The sequence below is a fragment of the Flavobacterium sp. MMLR14_040 genome, assembly GCF_033657265.1.
Classification (GTDB): domain Bacteria; phylum Bacteroidota; class Bacteroidia; order Flavobacteriales; family Flavobacteriaceae; genus Flavobacterium.
On the sequence record NZ_JAWVWO010000010.1, the window covers coordinates 145,390 to 162,107 of the forward strand.

Here is a 16,718-nt window from a genome sequence, read left to right on the forward strand (position 1 = left end):
GTTAGTTATCGTCTGCAGATTCTTTAAAATATTCTTTGGCTACTTTTTGGGCGATTAGTTTTCGTTTTTCTTTTAGTGCTTTATCCTCGCTGTCAAAAGCTTTTACCATTTTTTGACCTTTGGTTCCTACCCTTCCGTATTGAACAATTATCGTATTACCTTCGGTACAAATTTCCCAAAACTTATTACTTCCGTTTGAAGTATTCAGGTATCTTTCAAAATTAGCATTTGCGTTAGATCCTGTTTCGGGATTATTTTCTGAGAGATTATTTTCAATTTCAATGGTCGTTTCTTCCATTTCAACATCATCAAAAAACGACTGATTGTGCAACGCCGCCCCAATCATTTTTAAAACTCTTGGTTTGTTTTCAATCCAGTCTTTCGAATAAATCTGGCAAACTGTCCAGCCGTTGGCTTTTAGGATTTCTGGTCTTAAAAGATATTGCTCGAGAATATCGTCATTCGCATAATGAAGATCATCATCAATCATAATTCCCAAAACAAACTCTTCGTCTTCTGCGGCTTTTTTGATTCCCAAATGACATTTAAATTTACTTTGCCCAATATTTTGGGTAGCGAAATAGCCCATTTTCTCGATTTCTGCCTGAATTTGGTTGGCGATTAAACTCGAAGTTTCAATTTTGTTTTTGCTGTTTATCGAATTCAAAACATTATTTGCCGCTTCCAATTGTCCCAAACTAATTAGTTCCGCATATTGAAGGTATTTTCTAAAGTAATTTGCACCTTCGTTGTATTCGTTTTTAATGTCTGTGTATTTTATAGAACTCACGACGCACATACTTTTCTTGGCTCTGGAGAAAATTACATTCAGTCGTTTTTCTCCGCCGCGTTTGTTGATTGGCCCAAAATTCATCAGCATTTTTCCCGTCGGATTATACCCGTAACACGTACTCATAATAATAATGTCGCGTTCGTCTCCCTGTACATTTTCGAGGTTTTTTACAAAAAGTCCAACAAACTGGTTGTTTTCAATACGTTTGTATTCTTCTTCAATCAGGTTTTCAAAAACTTTATCTTCTATACAAATGTTTTCAATTGCCGTTTCGATTTCGTTTTGCTGTTCCATCGAAAAAGCAACAATACCAATACTTTGTTCTTTATTCTGAATTAAAAGTTCACGAACCATATTGGCGATATATTGCGCTTCCAAAATATTAGAACGGGCATTATAAACTCCTTTTTGGATATAATGATAGGATATTGGCTTAGAAAACAAATGATCCAGATTGTTTTTTGCCTCTTTTACATCATTCACAACAATCGCTTCGCCCACTTTGCTGTGATCTTTCAAATCCGGAATAGTCAACAATTTGCTGTCATAAAATGAAGCATTCGAAAACCCAATCAAAGCTTCGTGTTTGCTTCGATAATGCCAGCCCAACATAATCGACGGAAATTTGCGTGCGCCTTGCGTCAGGAAACTATCGGCATCTAAAGAAAAATAATCATCATCTTCATCGGTTGCATCGGTCCATAAATCGTGCTGGTTTCCAGATGAACTTCCAAAGAAATTACTTGGCGGCATTTGCATTTCATCCCCAACAATAATGGTTTGTTTGGCTCGGTAAATGGGCACCAATCCTTCTTCGAGCGTAATCTGACTCGCTTCATCAAAAATGACAACATCAAAATAGTTATCATCCACCGGCAAAGTATCTGAAACGCTCAACGGACTCATTAACCAAACGGGTTTTATTTCTCGGATAATCTGACCGGAATCTGAAGACGCTAATTCACGAATAGATTTAAATCGGATGCTTTTACTGAATTCATTTTCCAGAATTTTTCTTCCTTCGGTAATCGATCTTTTGCTTTCTTTTTGTTCCGATGTCATTCCGGAAACCGACATTTCAGAAGTTAAAATCAACTCTTTCAGGTTGCTGACTTGTTTTGCAATGATGTATTTTCCGTTTAATTCTAATAAATCAGCATACATTCTTTTTACTTTTTCGATAGAAGTATGCAGCAAATCCATGTTGAATTTTTTATGCGTATAATTAATCGCATAATATTTCTCTAATGATCTTTCTGCCAAAGTAATTTTTAAATGATCGAGCGGAATTTTAGTTCCTTTTAATAATTGAATCACCGACGGGTTTACATCTTGTATTTCATCAAAAAAAGAAGCGTACAAATCAAAATAAGCTTTCTTGGTATTGATCGCTGTAATTTCGTTTTCAATGGCCGATAAACTTAAATTCTCGTAATTTTCGATACTGTCGCACAAAGACGAATTTACTTTTAAGAACAAATTCTTAATTTCCGAAACTTCTTTTCTTTCTTCTGCATTCAGGTTTTTGGCAAAATCCAGAATCGTGGCGTCTAATTCTTTTTTAAGCGTTTCAGTATGGTATTTTAATTCGAATAAATCACCCAAATTGTAATTATTTTCGAAATCACTTTTCAAAGAATTGAACTTTTCTTCAAGCTCAAACTGCGCAATATAATTTTCTAAAATAACAGATAAACTTGGTTTTACTGCATGTTTATTAAGATCATAAACGGCGAGAATTTCGTTTTTTGTCTTCTTAAAATCAGAACTTATAAAATTAAAAAAGCTGTTTTCATTTTTTCTGATGATTTCCAAAGCCGTTTTTGCTTCAGTTTCAGATATTGTGCTGGTCCAATACGGATATTGTTTTGCCAGTTTTTCAATATCAGATCGCAGTTTCAATAAAGTCTGAACATCTTTTTCAAGCGATCTAAAAAGCACACTGTTTGGTTCTAATAATTCGGCTACATTATTATCAAAATAAATAAAAGTGCCGATTGCTTTTCGCAGGAATTTATGAATCTCAAAAAACGTATCAATTTTTGGCGGAATAGAAACAAAATCCAGTCGTTCTGAAATGTTTTCTAATAATTCCTGACTGTTTTCCAGATCCTTTTTTAAATCAGAAATATGCTGGTATTTGCGAAAAGCATCCATTTTTAAAAAGCGGAACGGATGCACAGAGAAAAACTCAGATTGGTTTGTTTCCAGATTTATCGCAAATAATTTCTCGAATAATTCTTGGTTTTTATTCCAGTCTTCTAATCCTGCCCTGTCGTCGAGCGTGTTTAAATTATCCAATAACGCTTTATGCGAATTCGAAATCAAAACATCAAAAATCGATTTGATCGTAAGATTGGTTTCAGAATCGATTCTGGCATTCATAAATTCATGAAAAATTGCCACTTTATTAATTTCAGCATCAATTTTTTCAACGAGCTTATTTCGCGCTTTTGCTATTGCTTCAAAATTATTTTTGGATGCTGTAAAATCGTTAAAAGTTTGTTTCAGATCAAAAATAAATTCTTTTTTGTCTGCCTGCGAATCGTGAATTAAACAGCATAAATCGTCTAAGCCCTGATTTTTAAGTCGGTAAAAAACAACGTCTAATGCCGCACGTTTTTCGCAAACGAATAAAACCTTTTTATCATTTGCCACATAATTGGCAATTAAATTAGCAATGGTTTGCGATTTTCCTGTTCCCGGCGGACCTTGTATAATATAACTTTCTCCAGATTCTGAATATTTTACGGCATTGTTTTGCGTAGGATCGCTTGCCACAACATTAAAGGTTTTGGTAAAACTGTTTCCGGATTCCAGCTCGTTTTTAAAATCTTTTTGTGCCAATGAATTAAACAAACTCTTGAAAACATTATTCTCAACATCATTTTCTATCACCTGGTTGTAATCTCGAACCAGAGACATTTTTTTATAATTAAAATTGCCTAAGATTAAATTGCAGGTATCAAATTCCCAACGGAAAGGGTTGACGTCGCCTTCATCAAGCTGGTAAAATTCTCTTTCAATCGTTTTATTTTCATTGAAAAAATGAGGATTCTGTTTGATATCGCTGTTTATCAGATATTCCAGAGATGAAGCTTGTTTGAAAACATAATTTCGAAACAATTCTAAACCATAAGGCTGATAATTTTCGGGTTTATAAGAATAATTCAGGCTTCTTTGATCTTGGATCGCTTCCCGTTTTTTCGAGCGTTTATTAAACTGCGTCAGGATTTGTTTTGCCTGCGAATGAATCAGTTTTATTTTGGGTTTTTCAATATAATCCAAAACAATTCCCGAACTGTTTTTCTCAACTTGAATTCTTAATAATTCATAAATCTCCTCGATTTTAGTTTCCGAAAGCTGAATTGTTTCCGGCAATCGAATATCATATAAATCTTTTAGCATATTTGCCAAAACCGGATTTATTTCGACTTCAGAATCTAAAAATTCGAGCGTATAATCATCTTTTACACCTTTTTTCTTGGTGAGTGTGACCGATGCCAAAAGCAAAGGCGAAACTATTTTCTCTGAACTATTTTCTTTGGTATTGAACCAATTCAGGTTGCATAAAACTAATTTTAACTGACTAAATCCGTATTCGTTAATGTCTTTATTGGCTTCTAAACGAATTTTATCGAGCGTTGGAACTATATAAGTATTGTCTTGAAATTCTAAATATTTGTTGAGCGAAATCGTACTGGTATTGCTGATTTTTTTGGAGATTTCAGCATTCCAGTAAAAAATAGCATTCGGATCGATATTCTCATAATTCAACGCCTGCGGAACGGAGGAAACGGTAAGATTCAGAAATTTTAAATTCGGCTGAAAATATAATAATCGGTTTCGTTTGCTGTTATCAAATAATCGGTTTCGAAGTTTTTCATGAATAAACTGATTTCTGTTTTTAACTTTTGCGTCAATTAAATGCGATAAATCATATTCGGTTTCAGGATTATAATCTCTGTAATTTTGAAGTTTTTCGACTATTTCGTTTAAATCTTTCCAGCGATTTTCGCGATTTAATTCTGTCATTCCCAAAATAATATTGGCAATTGCAGGATTTATTTTGCTGTTCAAAAAGTACATTTTCTTGCGATATTCTACAAAACGTTTTACATCTTCGATATCTGTAAAATCAAATTGCAAAGCGATACTTGCCAGAATCATTCCCAAAACAAAAATGTCTGTCAACGGATCATGATGATCAAATTCAAATTCAAAAGAACTATAATCTTTTACATAAACCGGTTTTTTAGAATTTTCTAAATCATCATCAGAAACACTTTTATCGCCGTATTCTCTTTTTACTCCTTCTCCAATTTCGGTTGTATTAAAATGTTCTCCCGAAATTTCAAACGCTTTACTTTTACTTTTAAAAAATGCCGAAATTGCTTTTGTATTTTGTTTTATTTCGAATGCATTATCGGTAATATGCAAATGCTGGTTTTCGATATAAATCGTCGAAATATCCTGTAGCGATGCCACTTTTCCCTGATTATGAATCGAAGCAACTGTTTTCAACAAAGGCATTATTATGGCAATAATATCATCGTTGGCAAATACTCCTTTCTGAAAATTTTCGGTAATAAATTGATAAAAAGCGGATTCCTTTATGGGTGTAATCATCTTAATAAGTGTTTTCTAAGTCTGATTCTAAAATAGTATTTAAGGTAGAAGTGCAATTTTGGGCAAATGCTTTATAGGTTTTCTCGGTCAGATTCAGTTCTTTTTTCAGAATTGTTTTCATTTCATCTTCTAAACTTAATTGTTCCGAAATATCCAGAATATGCCCAATAAAGGCTTCTTTCAAATCCGGGTCGCACAAAGCAAAATCAAGCATTACGTAAGCATAATATTCTTTTAAGTTTTTCTTGCTGTTTTCTATTTTCAGTTTGAAAGCATCATCAATAAAGGCGTCGGTTTTTTTATCAGAATTGGAAAAATACTGTTTGTAAAGTGCTGTACAATATTCAGATTGCGTCCATTTTGGTTTCAGAATAATCGAGATTAATTCTTTTGTAATATCAAAAACCAGCTTTTTATTAAATAAGTTTAATTGATGCAAATCGGTTTTTCCGGAAATGATTTTTTCTGTTTTGGAATAATAATTGGCATTATCTTTTTCAAAAATTTCCAATGATTTTGCCCGGATAAAATTCTCCGGATGCGTTTCTCCGTCAGAACCTTTTTCTATTCTTTCCAGGATTTCATTGGCTTGTTTCAAATAGCTTTCTGCCGAAACTTTTTCTAAACCAGTATTTAATTTGACTAATGTCTGAATGGTAGTTTCCAAACTTCCGCTGACTTTTAAAGCACCCAAATCGCAATACAATTCGGTGTAAAGCTGATACAATCTGGCAGTTTCATAATAAAACAATTCGCTGTTGCCGTCGCTTGCAATGGTATTGATGATTCTGTTGGTGATTTCAAAATCGCCATTTTCCAGATTAAACAACAAAATATGCGACAATTCATGTCCGAATAAAACCAGTAATTCGTCTTCGTTTAACAATTTTAAAATCGTTCCTGATAAAATAATGTGGGCTTCGTTTTCAAAAAAAACAACTCCGGCATTATTGTCCATACTTTGCGACTGATAAATCGTGATGGGAACCAGAATTCCTAATTTATCTTTTGCTATATTTAAAATTTCATAAACCTTAGGTTCTGTATTGGGATCAATCCGATAAGAATTTTTTAATAAATCGGTTTTAAAGGCTTCTTGTTGTTCTGCTTTTACTTTTTCTTCAGAAAACCAAGACCAGGTTTTGTCTTGCTTTTTAAAATAATCTCTTAAATCAGAATGGAATGGAAATGGTTTAATCATGTTAAGTAGGTTAAGCAAATTTTATTTCAAAATGAAAGCCTCTTTCTATCAAGTCATTATATTTTAATTTATTAAACTTAAATAATTTTGCCGGACGACCACTTTTTATGGGTGAAAATTTGTCTGTTTCTTCTAAAAATCCATAACTAAGTATCTTTTTTCTGAAGTTTCGACGGTCAATTTCTTTTTCTAAAATCGTACAATACAAATTTTCAAGGTCAGAGAACAAAAATTCTTCGGGAAGTAAATCAAAACCAATGGGCTCGTAAGTAAGTTTGGCCTTTAATCTTGAAATCGCTTTTTTGATAATTAAATTATGGTCGAATGCCAAAGAAGGAATTTCGTCTATTTTGTACCATTGTACTTTATCGGCATCTGTATCTGCTTTAATTTCAAGATTTGAAGCATCGACCAAAGCATAATAGGCAACCGAAATAACACGGTTTCGGGAATCCCTGAAAATATCATCGCCAAAGGTATAAAGCTGTTCCATGAACTTTAATTGCACATTGGTTTCTTCATGTAACTCTCTAATCACAGAGTTGCTCAACGATTCATCATTTTTTACCAAACCGCCCGGAAGTGCCCAGTATTTTTCGGCAGAACCAAATTTTTGTTCTATTAAAAGCACGTATAAACTGTTGTTTTTATATCCAAAAACAATGGCATCAACAGCGATTCTAATATTTTGAAGATTTTCCATAACTCAAACACATTAACAACAAATATAACTATTGAAGTTTCCCGTTGTTATACTAAAACGAAAAAGTTTGCCACGAATTTTAATCTGCAGTGTTTTTTATGATTGTAGAGAAGTTTGCCTCGAATTTCACGAATTGGCACGAATTAGTATTTGATCTCACAGTGAACAAAAAATTCGTGCCAATTCGTGAAATTCGTGGCAAAAAAATAATTTGTAGCGAAAAAAAATTACAACCTATTTCCTAAAAACAATTTTAATTCTTTAGAAATAGCTTCAAAAAAAGAATTTAAATTATTGTTTTTGGCCGTCAATAAGTATACAAATTCCTCAGGAACGTGAAAACTATTCCATACTAATTGCAATTTGTTTTCTTTAATATATTTTCTCGCATTGCAATTCCAGGTTATCGCAAGTCCCGAATTTTTAGACAGCATTTCCAACATTTCAGATTCTGATGGAATAATATAATTAGGCACCATTGAAGGTCTTTTTTTACTAAAAGCATGCAGCCAGAATAATTTGATATGCGGAATTCTCGCATCATGACTATACCATTTTTGGTTGTTAAGCCATTTTTCAGTTTCGGTATAATTATCAGCTTTTAATTTCTGACGGAATTCTTCGATATTTAAATTCATTGGCGCCACCATGATTAATTTAATTTTACCTACGATTTCGTAAATAGTATCAAACGTATCATATCTTTTTGTTGTAATGGCAAAATCAAGTTTCTTGGCATCAACAAGTGCAAAAAGTGCATCATCTTCGGCAAACGTAAAATCGATAAAATCAAATTTAGAAATCAAAATACTCCCGCAGCTGTTGAATAAATCTTTTGAAACACCAACAGAAATCAAGCGGACAGAATCTTCTGCTTTTGCCCTGAATCCGTTTTCAACAGTTTCTAATCTGTCGAGCGCATCTATAATCAAATTATTCAGTAACTTAGCGTACTCTGTTGGTTCTACGCCTTTAGATTTTCGGTTAAATAATTTATAACCAACATGCGCTTCTAACATAGCTATTTGCTGACTAACCGCGGGTTGGCTCATAAACAACTCTTTTGAAGCGACAGAAAAATTTCCATTTTTATATACAGACTTAAAAGTTCTGTACCATTCCAAATTTACCATGATATAACTTTATTTATAACAAACATAGTTTATTTTATTTTTACTAATATCACATAAGGTGTAAATTTGATCAAAATTTAAACATTGATAATAAGAAATGAAAAAAATCGCATTAATCGCAATAATCGTATTAACAGCTGGCTTTTCGGCAACAGCTCAAAAAACAAAAAAGATGAAAAAAGTATTATTCGTTGTTACCAGTAACGACAAACTGGGCAATACAGGAGAAAAAACCGGATTTTGGTCAGAAGAATTTGCTGCTCCTTATTATGAATTATTAGATAAAGGTGTAGAAATTACCATCGCATCGCCGCTTGGAGGCCAGCCGCCAATTGATCCTAAAAGTGCCGATCCGTCATCAGCAACGGAAGACACAAAACGTTTTGATGCCGATAAAACATTACAGGAAAAATTAAAAAACACACATAAACTTTCGACTATTAATCAAAAAGATTATGATGCGGTTTTTTATCCTGGAGGTCACGGTCCGCTTTGGGATTTGGTGGAAGATAAAAGCTCAATCGCTTTAATCGAATCTTTTTACACTCATAATAAACCAGTTGCATTTGTTTGTCATGCGCCAGCCGTTTTAAAAAATGTAAAAGTAAAAGGTGATTATTTAGTAAAAGGCAAAAAAGTAACCGGTTTTACCAATACAGAAGAAGAAGCTGTAGGTTTAACCAAAGTAGTTCCGTTTCTATTAGAAGATGCTTTAACTCAAAACGGAGCTAAATTCTCAAAAGGAGAAAACTGGCAGCCGTACGCTGTTGAAGACGGACTTTTAATTACAGGACAAAATCCAGCTTCATCAAAATTAGTTGCAGGAAAATTATTGGAGAAATTAAACTAAGATTCTAAGTTGCTAAGGTTCTAAGTTACTAAGATTTTGGAAATCTTTAAAAAACTTAGACACTTAGTATATCAGAAATTATTAATAAAAGATCTACGTTGCTAAGATTAAAAAACTTAGAACCTTAGCAACTTAGCATCTCAGAAACTCAAAAAAAAAATGCTAAACTTTGAATTATACAATCCGACGAATTTAATTTTCGGAAAAGGACAAATTGAAAAACTTTCTGCTTTAGTGCCTAAAGATGCCAAAATATTATTGGCTTACGGCGGTGGAAGTATTTTTAAAAATGGTGTTCACGAACAAGTAATCAAAAACTTAAAAGGTTTTGATATTGTTGAATTTGGAGGAATTGAGCCAAATCCGCATTTTGAAACGTTGATGAAAGCGGTTGAAATTATCAAAGCAGAAAAAATCGATTTTATTCTGGCTGTTGGTGGTGGATCTGTAATTGATGGTGTGAAATTTATTTCGGCTGCTGTTAATTTTGACGGAAACCCAATTGATATTTTACAAAAACGTTTGCTGATTAAAGAAAATGCAGTGCCTTTTGGAACTATTTTGACTTTGCCTGCAACGGGAAGCGAAATGAATTCCGGATACGTCGTAACGATTAAAGCAACTCAGGAAAAATTAGCTTCTGGCGGAAGCGCTTTGTTTCCTAAATTCTCAATTTGCGATCCAACCGTAATTGAATCTTTGCCAAAAAGACAATTGCAAAATGGTGTTGTAGATGCTTATACCCACGTAATGGAACAATATTTAACGTATCCGCACGAAGGTTTTTTACAAGACAGAATTGCCGAAGGAATTTTGCAAACGTTAATTGAAGTGGGTCCAAAAGTGGTAGAAAACCCAACAGATTATGCTTTGGCTTCTAATTTCATGTGGAGCTGTACTATGGCTTTAAACGGATTGATTCAAAAAGGAGTTCCGTCTGACTGGGCAACACACATGATTGGTCACGAATTAACCGCATTATACGGAATCGACCATGCACGTACTTTGGCGATTATAGGTCCAAGTTTGTACAATGTAATGTTTGACACTAAAAAAGGGAAACTGGCACAATACGGAAGAAGAATTTTCAACCTAACAGGTTCTGATGACGAAGTTGCAAAAGAAGCGATCAACAAAACAGTCGAATTTTTCCACACCATGGGAATGGATACTAAACTGTCTCAATACACAGATGATTATACCAATACAGCAGATTTTATTGTAAAACGTTTTGATGAAAGAGGCTGGAAAGGTCTTGGTGAAAATCAATTGGTAACTTTAGATAAAGTAAAATCGATTGTTGAGCTTAGTTATTAAGTTCTAAACAATAGTATTTAGCTGCAATTTTAAACTTAGCCAACGGTTTCAACCGTTGGAGCACAATAAATTATCACCATACGTATCCCATGGTTGAAACCGCGGGCTATATTTGAAATAGAATAGTTTTCTAAACTTGTGACTAAAAAGCAACAAAAAAGGCGTTCTTAAAATTTTTAGGAACGCCTTTTTAAAATACTAAAACAAAACTAACTAACTCAATTTTTGCTAAATTCATTAAAATTCTAATTTATAAAGAGTTATAACGCAGCTATTGAATTATTATTGTATACAGCATAAAATATTTTTGATAATTATTTAAAACTGTCTGAAAACCATAGTTTACAGACCTTGTTTTTAAATTTCTTAAATCAGATTTTGTATTATTACTACATTATTAAGTACTTTTGCTTTAAATTATTAAAATAATGAGCGAAAAATTAAAGTTTGCAGTAATTGGAGGAGGGAGTTGGGCAACGGCAATTGCTAAGATGTTATGCGTAAATCTTTCAGAAATAGCTTGGTATATGCGTAATGATGCTGCAATAGAGCACATTCACAAGTACAAACACAATCCAAACTATTTAAGTTCAGTCGAATTTGACACTACTAAACTTAAATTAACCAACAATATAAATGAAGCAGTTGAATATGCAGATTATGTAATTTTTGCTATTCCGTCTGCTTTTTTAGATGCTGAATTAAAAAATCTGACTGTTTCTTTAGCAGATAAAATTATCTTCTCTGCTATTAAAGGAATCGTTCCAGAAACAAGTTTAATTGTTGGAGAACATTTCCATATTCAATACGACATTCCTTATTACAACATTGGGGTTATTACAGGTCCTTGTCACGCAGAAGAAGTAGCGTTGGAAAGACTATCGTACTTAACCATTGCGTGTGGAGATCCGGACAAAGCCTGCATTGTAGCAAAATCTTTATCAGGCAATTATATTAAAGCCAAAATCTCAGACGATATCATCGGAACTGAATATGCTGCAATGTTGAAAAACATTTACGCAATCGCAGCCGGAATTGCACACGGTTTAGGATATGGCGATAATTTTCAATCGGTAATGATGAGTAACGGAATTCGTGAAATGAAAAAATTCATCAGAAAAGTGCACAAAATGAAACGTAACATCAATGACTCAGCTTATTTGGGTGATTTATTAGTTACAGGATATTCTGTATTCTCCAGAAACAGAATGTTCGGAAACATGATTGGAAAAGGCTACACCGTAAAAAGTGCGATGATGGAAATGAGTATGGTTGCCGAAGGGTATTACGCCACCAAAAGTGCTTATAAACTAAATCAGGGTTACGGTGCCAAAACGCCAATTATCGACGCCGTTTACAGTATTTTATATGAAGGAAAAGATGCTAAATCTGTATTTAAGAAATTAACGGAGTCTTTGGATTAAAGAGTATAGAATTTAGAGAATAGAATATAGAGAATAAAAAATAGATTTTGTCGATCATAAAAAAGAGCCAAGATCTAATCTAATTATTAGTCTTGGCTCTTTCTTTTATATTTTGTAAAGTCTATTTTCTTTATTCTATATTCTATATTCTTTTATTTAACCATCACCCCTTCAACAAACAAAATCGGCACTTCTTCTGTATTATTTTCGCTGATTAGGTTAGATTTGAAGATGAATTTCTTGTCGTATAACGTATTCCCGATGAAGAAAGTCACCATAAATTCATTGTTTAAAACCAAAAGGCTTTTTTCAACCATTTCGATTTTAACTACCGAAACAGCAGGAACTTCAACAAAGGCGTGACGTAAAACAGATGTTTTTTTCATTTCTCCATCGATAGTTCCAAATGCTTTTGAAACTACCATTACGCTGTCCAGATTAAAATCGCTGTCGTTTACAAGATAAGCGTACCACACTTTCTCCATAAAATCGTCGCTCCATTCCTGCACGGCGGCTAAAAATACATTTTCTACTTCGGGGATTGTTATATCTTTTTTCATCTTTATTTAAAGCTTTAAAACCTTTGTCAAAGTCTAAACTTCAACAAAGGTTTATTGTATTAATGAGAATTATATCTTCAGAATTAATCTGAAATCTACAATCTAATATCTAAAATTAAATATTGGCTTTGAATTGCTCTAAGAAACGCACATCATTTTCGTAAAACATACGAATATCTCCAATTTGGTATAACAACATCGCAATACGCTCTACTCCCATTCCGAAAGCAAAACCGTTGAATTCATCTGGATTGATATCACAATTTTTAAGAACATTCGGATCCACCATTCCGCAGCCACCAATTTCTAACCAACCTGTTCCTTTTGTAATACGATAATCAGTTTCTGTTTTTAGTCCCCAATAAATATCAATTTCTGCACTTGGTTCTGTAAACGGAAAGTACGACGGACGCAAGCGAATTTTTGATTTTCCGAACATTTCTTTTGTAAAATAAAGTAATGTTTGTTTCAAATCTGCAAACGAAACATCTTTATCAATGTACAAACCTTCCACTTGATGGAAAATACAGTGCGAACGCGACGAAATTGCTTCGTTACGAAATACACGTCCCGGAGAAATAGTACGAATTGGCGGTTTGTGATTTTCCATATAGCGCACCTGAACAGATGATGTATGCGTACGCAACAGCACATCAGGATTTGTCTGAATGAAAAATGTATCCTGCATATCACGCGCCGGATGATATTCCGGTAAGTTCAACGCCGTAAAGTTATGCCAGTCGTCTTCGATTTCCGGACCTTCGGAAACGTTGAAGCCAATGTTGGCAAAAATATCTATAATTTGATTTTTTACGATAGAAATAGGATGACGTGAACCAATAATAACCGGCTCTGATGATCTTGACAAATCTCCAAAAACTCCTTTTACTTCTTGTTTACTTTCAAGTTCTTCCTGAATTACCCTTACTTTTTCTTCAGCTACGGATTTTAAAGTATTTATTACTTGTCCGAAATCTTTTTTCTGGTCGTTTGGAATATTTTTAAACTCTGTAAAAAGTTCTTTTAATAACCCTTTACTACCTAAATATTTAATTCGGAACTGCTCTAAAGATTCTTTATTTTTATCATTAAAGGCTTTTGCTTCCTCTATATGCTGTTTTATCTTGTCTATCATTTTCCTTCAATAATTGAGAATACAAATTTACATAATTTGTTTCAAGTTTAAAGTCTAAAATTTAAAGTTTCCCTTCACAGGTTACGATATTCATTTATAACTATTTTATTAAACTTATTTTACTTTCGATTTCCCTAACTCTGCCCAGCCAAAAATCTATTCCCTCTTGATTTTTAACAACCTCTTTTTTAAAATTTGATGAAATAGCATTTAACTTTCCCCCATTTTGTTGATTATCCTTATCGCGTTCCATTTTTGTAGTGGGTTCTATTCTGGATCTCCAAAAATCAATATTTTTAAGATAGTTTACTTTTAAATCTTCAAAATATTCTATTAATTTTTCTTTTGAATTAGGAATATAGCCCGGTCCGTTACAGCCACAAGAATGAAAAGCGATTCCAACAGAATATAGGCTTTTAATATGCTCCCATTTTTTCACATCATCCTTTTTTGGCGATTCAAAATCAAGCCCCATATTTGCCATAAACGATCCGCAATCCGGACACTTTACTTCCAGATCTGATTGTTTCCCTGTTTTTATGTCTTTAAAAAGTCTTCTTTTAAATGTTTTTCGGCAATCAAAACAAGCATAATGAGGCTTATAAGAGGTCATGGCATATCTACACATTTCTTTCTTTTTAAGTTTTCAGTCTCCGTTTACAGTTACATTATTCAGTCTCAGCTTTAAGTCTCAGTTTTCAGTCTGTAACTGTAAACTGAGACTGAAAACTGTAAACTAAAAACTATTCAATAAGTTCTCTTTCTAAAAAATAATTCACAATCGCTTCTTTCATTAAAACCGATTGTTCGCCTGCTTTTAGTGGCGGTAATTCTTCTTTTACTTTATAATGCGGCCATCCGTCTTCATCAAAATATTCGAATTCATAAAATCCGTAAGGCTCTAATAATCGACAAATAGCGATGTGCATTAAGTTTAATTTTTCATCTTTTTTGAATTCTCTATGAATCTTTCCAAATTCCTGAACTCCGATTAGGTAAATAATGGCATCTAAATCTAAATCTTCACCTTGCGAAAATTGATTTGAAAGTATATCGACGAGCTTTTCCCAACGCTCTTTTAATTGTGTATCTCTGGACATTTTATTTATGATTTTAGATATTAGATTTTAGATTGAGATGATTTAGAGATTTTTTAAATCTAAAATCAACAATCTAAAATCTAAAATTGTCGTTGCAAAGATACGGACTTCAAATCCAAAGACCTAAAATTAACAGTTTGCGTTATTGTAGAGAGGAATTTGTCCGCGGATTATACGGATTTAACTGGTTTACACAGGTTTTTTTATTCTTAAAGTATATTTTCAGCAACACCTTTTTTAATCTGTGTCAATCCGTTACATCCGTATAATCTGTAGGCTATTAAAAAAACCTTTGCCCCTCTGCATCTCTGAGCCTATGAACCTTAAAAACTAGATAATTCTTTTATATTTGCGCCTCAATAAAACGACAGAAAATATGAGTGTTTTAGATATGATTTTGGGTGCGCTTTTGGCTTACAGTTTATACAAAGGAATTAAAAACGGACTTTTTGTAGAAATTGCTTCTTTTATTTCTTTATTGCTTGGGATCTATTTAGCGATCAAGTTTTCTTCTTTTATGACAGAAATCATCTCAAAACATGTTTCCTGGAATCCAAATACGATTCAGGTAACGGCTTTTCTGCTCACATTTATTCTGGTTGTAATTGGTGTTTACTTATTGGCGAAAGCCTTAACAGGAATTGCAGATTTTGCGCAATTGGGCTGGCTGAATAAACTAGGCGGCGGATTTTTCAGAATCCTGAAAACGATCCTGATTGTAAGTATTGTAATTGCGCTTTTTGAGAAAATAAACTTCGACAATACTTTTGCCAAACAAGAAACTTTAGACAAATCTATTTTTTATAATCCCATTAAAAAAGTAGCGGGTTTTGTTTATCCTTCTATCGAAAAATGGTATGAGGAATTTAAAGAAAACCATACTAAAAAATCAGCCGAAGAAGAAAAATCGGAATCAGATAAAACGGAAACTGAAAAAGAATAGTTTATTCGTCTTCATTAAGATGTTTCGGAAATAAATTTTTCAGAATAATCAACATCATCCCTATTACATTTACAGACGAAGTTGTCAATAAAGTAATCAATACATTTTCTGAAAGATTGAGGTTTAATAAGTTATTATTAAAATATAAAATAGACACCACAGCAGCTAACCAAAGAAAGATAATGATAGCAAAAATATAGGTTAAGTGTCTTCTAAGTCTGGTGTCTTCTAAAAAACGCCCTACTTTTGCGCTTCCTAATCTGTCTTCAAGAATCTGATTTTGCAGGCGCGCTTTGCTAAGGTCTTCAGGGGTTAATGAAGAACTATTTGCAATTGATATTTGGTTAAGATTTAGGGAGGACATATAAGCTTAAATTGGTTTTAACTTAGTTTTATAATGTTCAAAAATATCATCATCAGAAATAACAGCATTAGAATCTTTACGGTAAACTTTTCGCCACGGCGTACCGTCATTATGCGTTAATGCGCTTAAATAAATGCCGTCAAATCTTCCGTAGACTTCCCATATTTTATCTAAAAATTTCCCGTCTTCGCTTGTTATTTTTTCGTCTTTTAAGGCATTTGGGATTTTCTCTGTTATTTTTTCTTTTTTGTATTGCTTGATACTGTAATACAAAGATGGAAAAACAGGCCCGAAATCCCAGGCAATAGGACTTTCGTCCAGCAATCTTTCTTTTTTATCTGTTAAAGCCAAATACCATCCATAAGCAATATAAGTTAGCTTAATTATTTTCATTGGTGTAAGATCTCCTGTTTTGGAATATTTATCTATGAAATAATTGGCGACTGTTGTTGGATTGTAAGTCATAATCATAATATTTTAATCAAAGTTAATGAAAATAACGTTGCGACAAAATTTTAAGAACTTATTGTAATGTAAATCAGTTGTTTTGATTATTATTTAAAAGC

At 33.1% G+C, this 16,718-nt stretch carries 14 protein-coding genes; 4 read left to right on the plus strand and 10 right to left on the minus strand.

What is annotated here, in order from left to right:
• Nucleotide 1: 1 nt before the first annotated feature.
• From SD960_RS14835 to SD960_RS14850, 4 genes are all read right to left on the minus strand, one after another.
• Entirely contained in the window at nucleotides 2–5,422 is a 5,421-nt protein-coding gene (locus tag SD960_RS14835) for an AAA domain-containing protein (protein ID WP_318804344.1), read from the minus strand.
• A gap of 1 nt (nucleotide 5,423) precedes the next feature.
• Nucleotides 5,424–6,623, minus strand: a complete 1,200-nt coding sequence (locus SD960_RS14840; protein ID WP_318804346.1) for a M48 family metalloprotease — start codon at nucleotides 6,621–6,623, stop codon at nucleotides 5,424–5,426.
• Nucleotides 6,624–6,633: 10 nt separating this feature from the next.
• Nucleotides 6,634–7,326 (minus strand): NUDIX hydrolase, encoded by a 693-nt coding sequence (locus SD960_RS14845; protein ID WP_318804348.1) that lies wholly within the window; start codon nucleotides 7,324–7,326, stop codon nucleotides 6,634–6,636.
• 227 nt (nucleotides 7,327–7,553) lie between these two features.
• Nucleotides 7,554–8,459, minus strand: coding sequence for a LysR family transcriptional regulator (locus SD960_RS14850; RefSeq protein WP_042562930.1), 906 nt, complete (start codon nucleotides 8,457–8,459; stop codon nucleotides 7,554–7,556).
• A gap of 97 nt (nucleotides 8,460–8,556) precedes the next feature.
• Here SD960_RS14850 and SD960_RS14855 point away from each other — a divergent pair, with 97 nt between their 5' ends.
• The 3 genes from SD960_RS14855 (at nucleotide 8,557) to SD960_RS14865 (ending at nucleotide 12,050) form a co-directional block, all read left to right on the plus strand.
• Complete coding sequence (locus tag SD960_RS14855) at nucleotides 8,557–9,309, plus strand: type 1 glutamine amidotransferase domain-containing protein (protein ID WP_318804350.1); 753 nt, start codon at nucleotides 8,557–8,559, stop codon at nucleotides 9,307–9,309.
• Between the two features lie 159 nt (nucleotides 9,310–9,468).
• Nucleotides 9,469–10,626 (plus strand): iron-containing alcohol dehydrogenase, encoded by a 1,158-nt coding sequence (locus SD960_RS14860; RefSeq protein WP_318804352.1) that lies wholly within the window; start codon nucleotides 9,469–9,471, stop codon nucleotides 10,624–10,626.
• Between the two features lie 428 nt (nucleotides 10,627–11,054).
• Entirely contained in the window at nucleotides 11,055–12,050 is a 996-nt protein-coding gene (locus SD960_RS14865; protein WP_318804354.1) for an NAD(P)H-dependent glycerol-3-phosphate dehydrogenase, read from the plus strand.
• Nucleotides 12,051–12,202: 152 nt separating this feature from the next.
• Here SD960_RS14865 and SD960_RS14870 read toward each other — a convergent pair whose 3' ends face one another.
• From SD960_RS14870 to SD960_RS14885, 4 genes are all read right to left on the minus strand, one after another.
• Nucleotides 12,203–12,610, minus strand: a complete 408-nt coding sequence (locus tag SD960_RS14870) for a hypothetical protein (protein ID WP_115847796.1) — start codon at nucleotides 12,608–12,610, stop codon at nucleotides 12,203–12,205.
• A 115-nt stretch (nucleotides 12,611–12,725) separates the two neighbouring features.
• Nucleotides 12,726–13,745 carry a phenylalanine--tRNA ligase subunit alpha gene (locus tag SD960_RS14875; RefSeq protein ID WP_042562935.1) on the minus strand — a complete coding sequence of 340 codons (1,020 nt, stop codon included), beginning with the start codon at nucleotides 13,743–13,745 and terminating at the stop codon, nucleotides 12,726–12,728.
• Nucleotides 13,746–13,845: 100 nt separating this feature from the next.
• Entirely contained in the window at nucleotides 13,846–14,373 is a 528-nt protein-coding gene (locus SD960_RS14880) for a hypothetical protein (RefSeq protein WP_318804358.1), read from the minus strand.
• Between the two features lie 115 nt (nucleotides 14,374–14,488).
• Nucleotides 14,489–14,845, minus strand: a complete 357-nt coding sequence (locus tag SD960_RS14885) for a hypothetical protein (protein ID WP_115847794.1) — start codon at nucleotides 14,843–14,845, stop codon at nucleotides 14,489–14,491.
• A 376-nt stretch (nucleotides 14,846–15,221) separates the two neighbouring features.
• Here SD960_RS14885 and SD960_RS14890 point away from each other — a divergent pair, with 376 nt between their 5' ends.
• Nucleotides 15,222–15,788, plus strand: coding sequence for a CvpA family protein (locus tag SD960_RS14890; RefSeq protein WP_318804359.1), 567 nt, complete (start codon nucleotides 15,222–15,224; stop codon nucleotides 15,786–15,788).
• Nucleotide 15,789: 1 nt separating this feature from the next.
• Here the strand turns inward: SD960_RS14890 and SD960_RS14895 are convergent, their stop codons facing one another.
• Both SD960_RS14895 and SD960_RS14900 read right to left on the minus strand, forming a co-directional pair.
• Nucleotides 15,790–16,152, minus strand: coding sequence for a hypothetical protein (locus tag SD960_RS14895; RefSeq protein ID WP_318804360.1), 363 nt, complete (start codon nucleotides 16,150–16,152; stop codon nucleotides 15,790–15,792).
• Nucleotides 16,153–16,158: 6 nt separating this feature from the next.
• Nucleotides 16,159–16,617, minus strand: coding sequence for a Panacea domain-containing protein (locus tag SD960_RS14900; RefSeq protein ID WP_318804362.1), 459 nt, complete (start codon nucleotides 16,615–16,617; stop codon nucleotides 16,159–16,161).
• Between the last annotated feature and the right edge of the window lie 101 nt (nucleotides 16,618–16,718).

Bases quoted from the DNA above. Each gene is read 5' to 3' on its own strand.
- SD960_RS14855 (WP_318804350.1), top strand. From the start codon at position 8,557: ATGAAAAAAATCGCATTAATCGCAATAATCGTATTAACAGCTGGCTTT.
- SD960_RS14890 (WP_318804359.1), top strand. From the start codon at position 15,222: ATGAGTGTTTTAGATATGATTTTGGGTGCGCTTTTGGCTTACAGTTTA.
- SD960_RS14850 (WP_042562930.1), bottom strand. From the start codon at position 8,459: ATGGTAAATTTGGAATGGTACAGAACTTTTAAGTCTGTATATAAAAAT.
- SD960_RS14870 (WP_115847796.1), bottom strand. From the start codon at position 12,610: ATGAAAAAAGATATAACAATCCCCGAAGTAGAAAATGTATTTTTAGCC.
- SD960_RS14845 (WP_318804348.1), bottom strand. From the start codon at position 7,326: ATGGAAAATCTTCAAAATATTAGAATCGCTGTTGATGCCATTGTTTTT.
- SD960_RS14880 (WP_318804358.1), bottom strand. From the start codon at position 14,373: ATGTGTAGATATGCCATGACCTCTTATAAGCCTCATTATGCTTGTTTT.
- SD960_RS14885 (WP_115847794.1), bottom strand. From the start codon at position 14,845: ATGTCCAGAGATACACAATTAAAAGAGCGTTGGGAAAAGCTCGTCGAT.
- SD960_RS14840 (WP_318804346.1), bottom strand. From the start codon at position 6,623: ATGATTAAACCATTTCCATTCCATTCTGATTTAAGAGATTATTTTAAA.
- SD960_RS14860 (WP_318804352.1), top strand. From the start codon at position 9,469: ATGCTAAACTTTGAATTATACAATCCGACGAATTTAATTTTCGGAAAA.
- SD960_RS14835 (WP_318804344.1), bottom strand. From the start codon at position 5,422: ATGATTACACCCATAAAGGAATCCGCTTTTTATCAATTTATTACCGAA.
- SD960_RS14865 (WP_318804354.1), top strand. From the start codon at position 11,055: ATGAGCGAAAAATTAAAGTTTGCAGTAATTGGAGGAGGGAGTTGGGCA.
- SD960_RS14895 (WP_318804360.1), bottom strand. From the start codon at position 16,152: ATGTCCTCCCTAAATCTTAACCAAATATCAATTGCAAATAGTTCTTCA.
- SD960_RS14900 (WP_318804362.1), bottom strand. From the start codon at position 16,617: ATGACTTACAATCCAACAACAGTCGCCAATTATTTCATAGATAAATAT.
- SD960_RS14875 (WP_042562935.1), bottom strand. From the start codon at position 13,745: ATGATAGACAAGATAAAACAGCATATAGAGGAAGCAAAAGCCTTTAAT.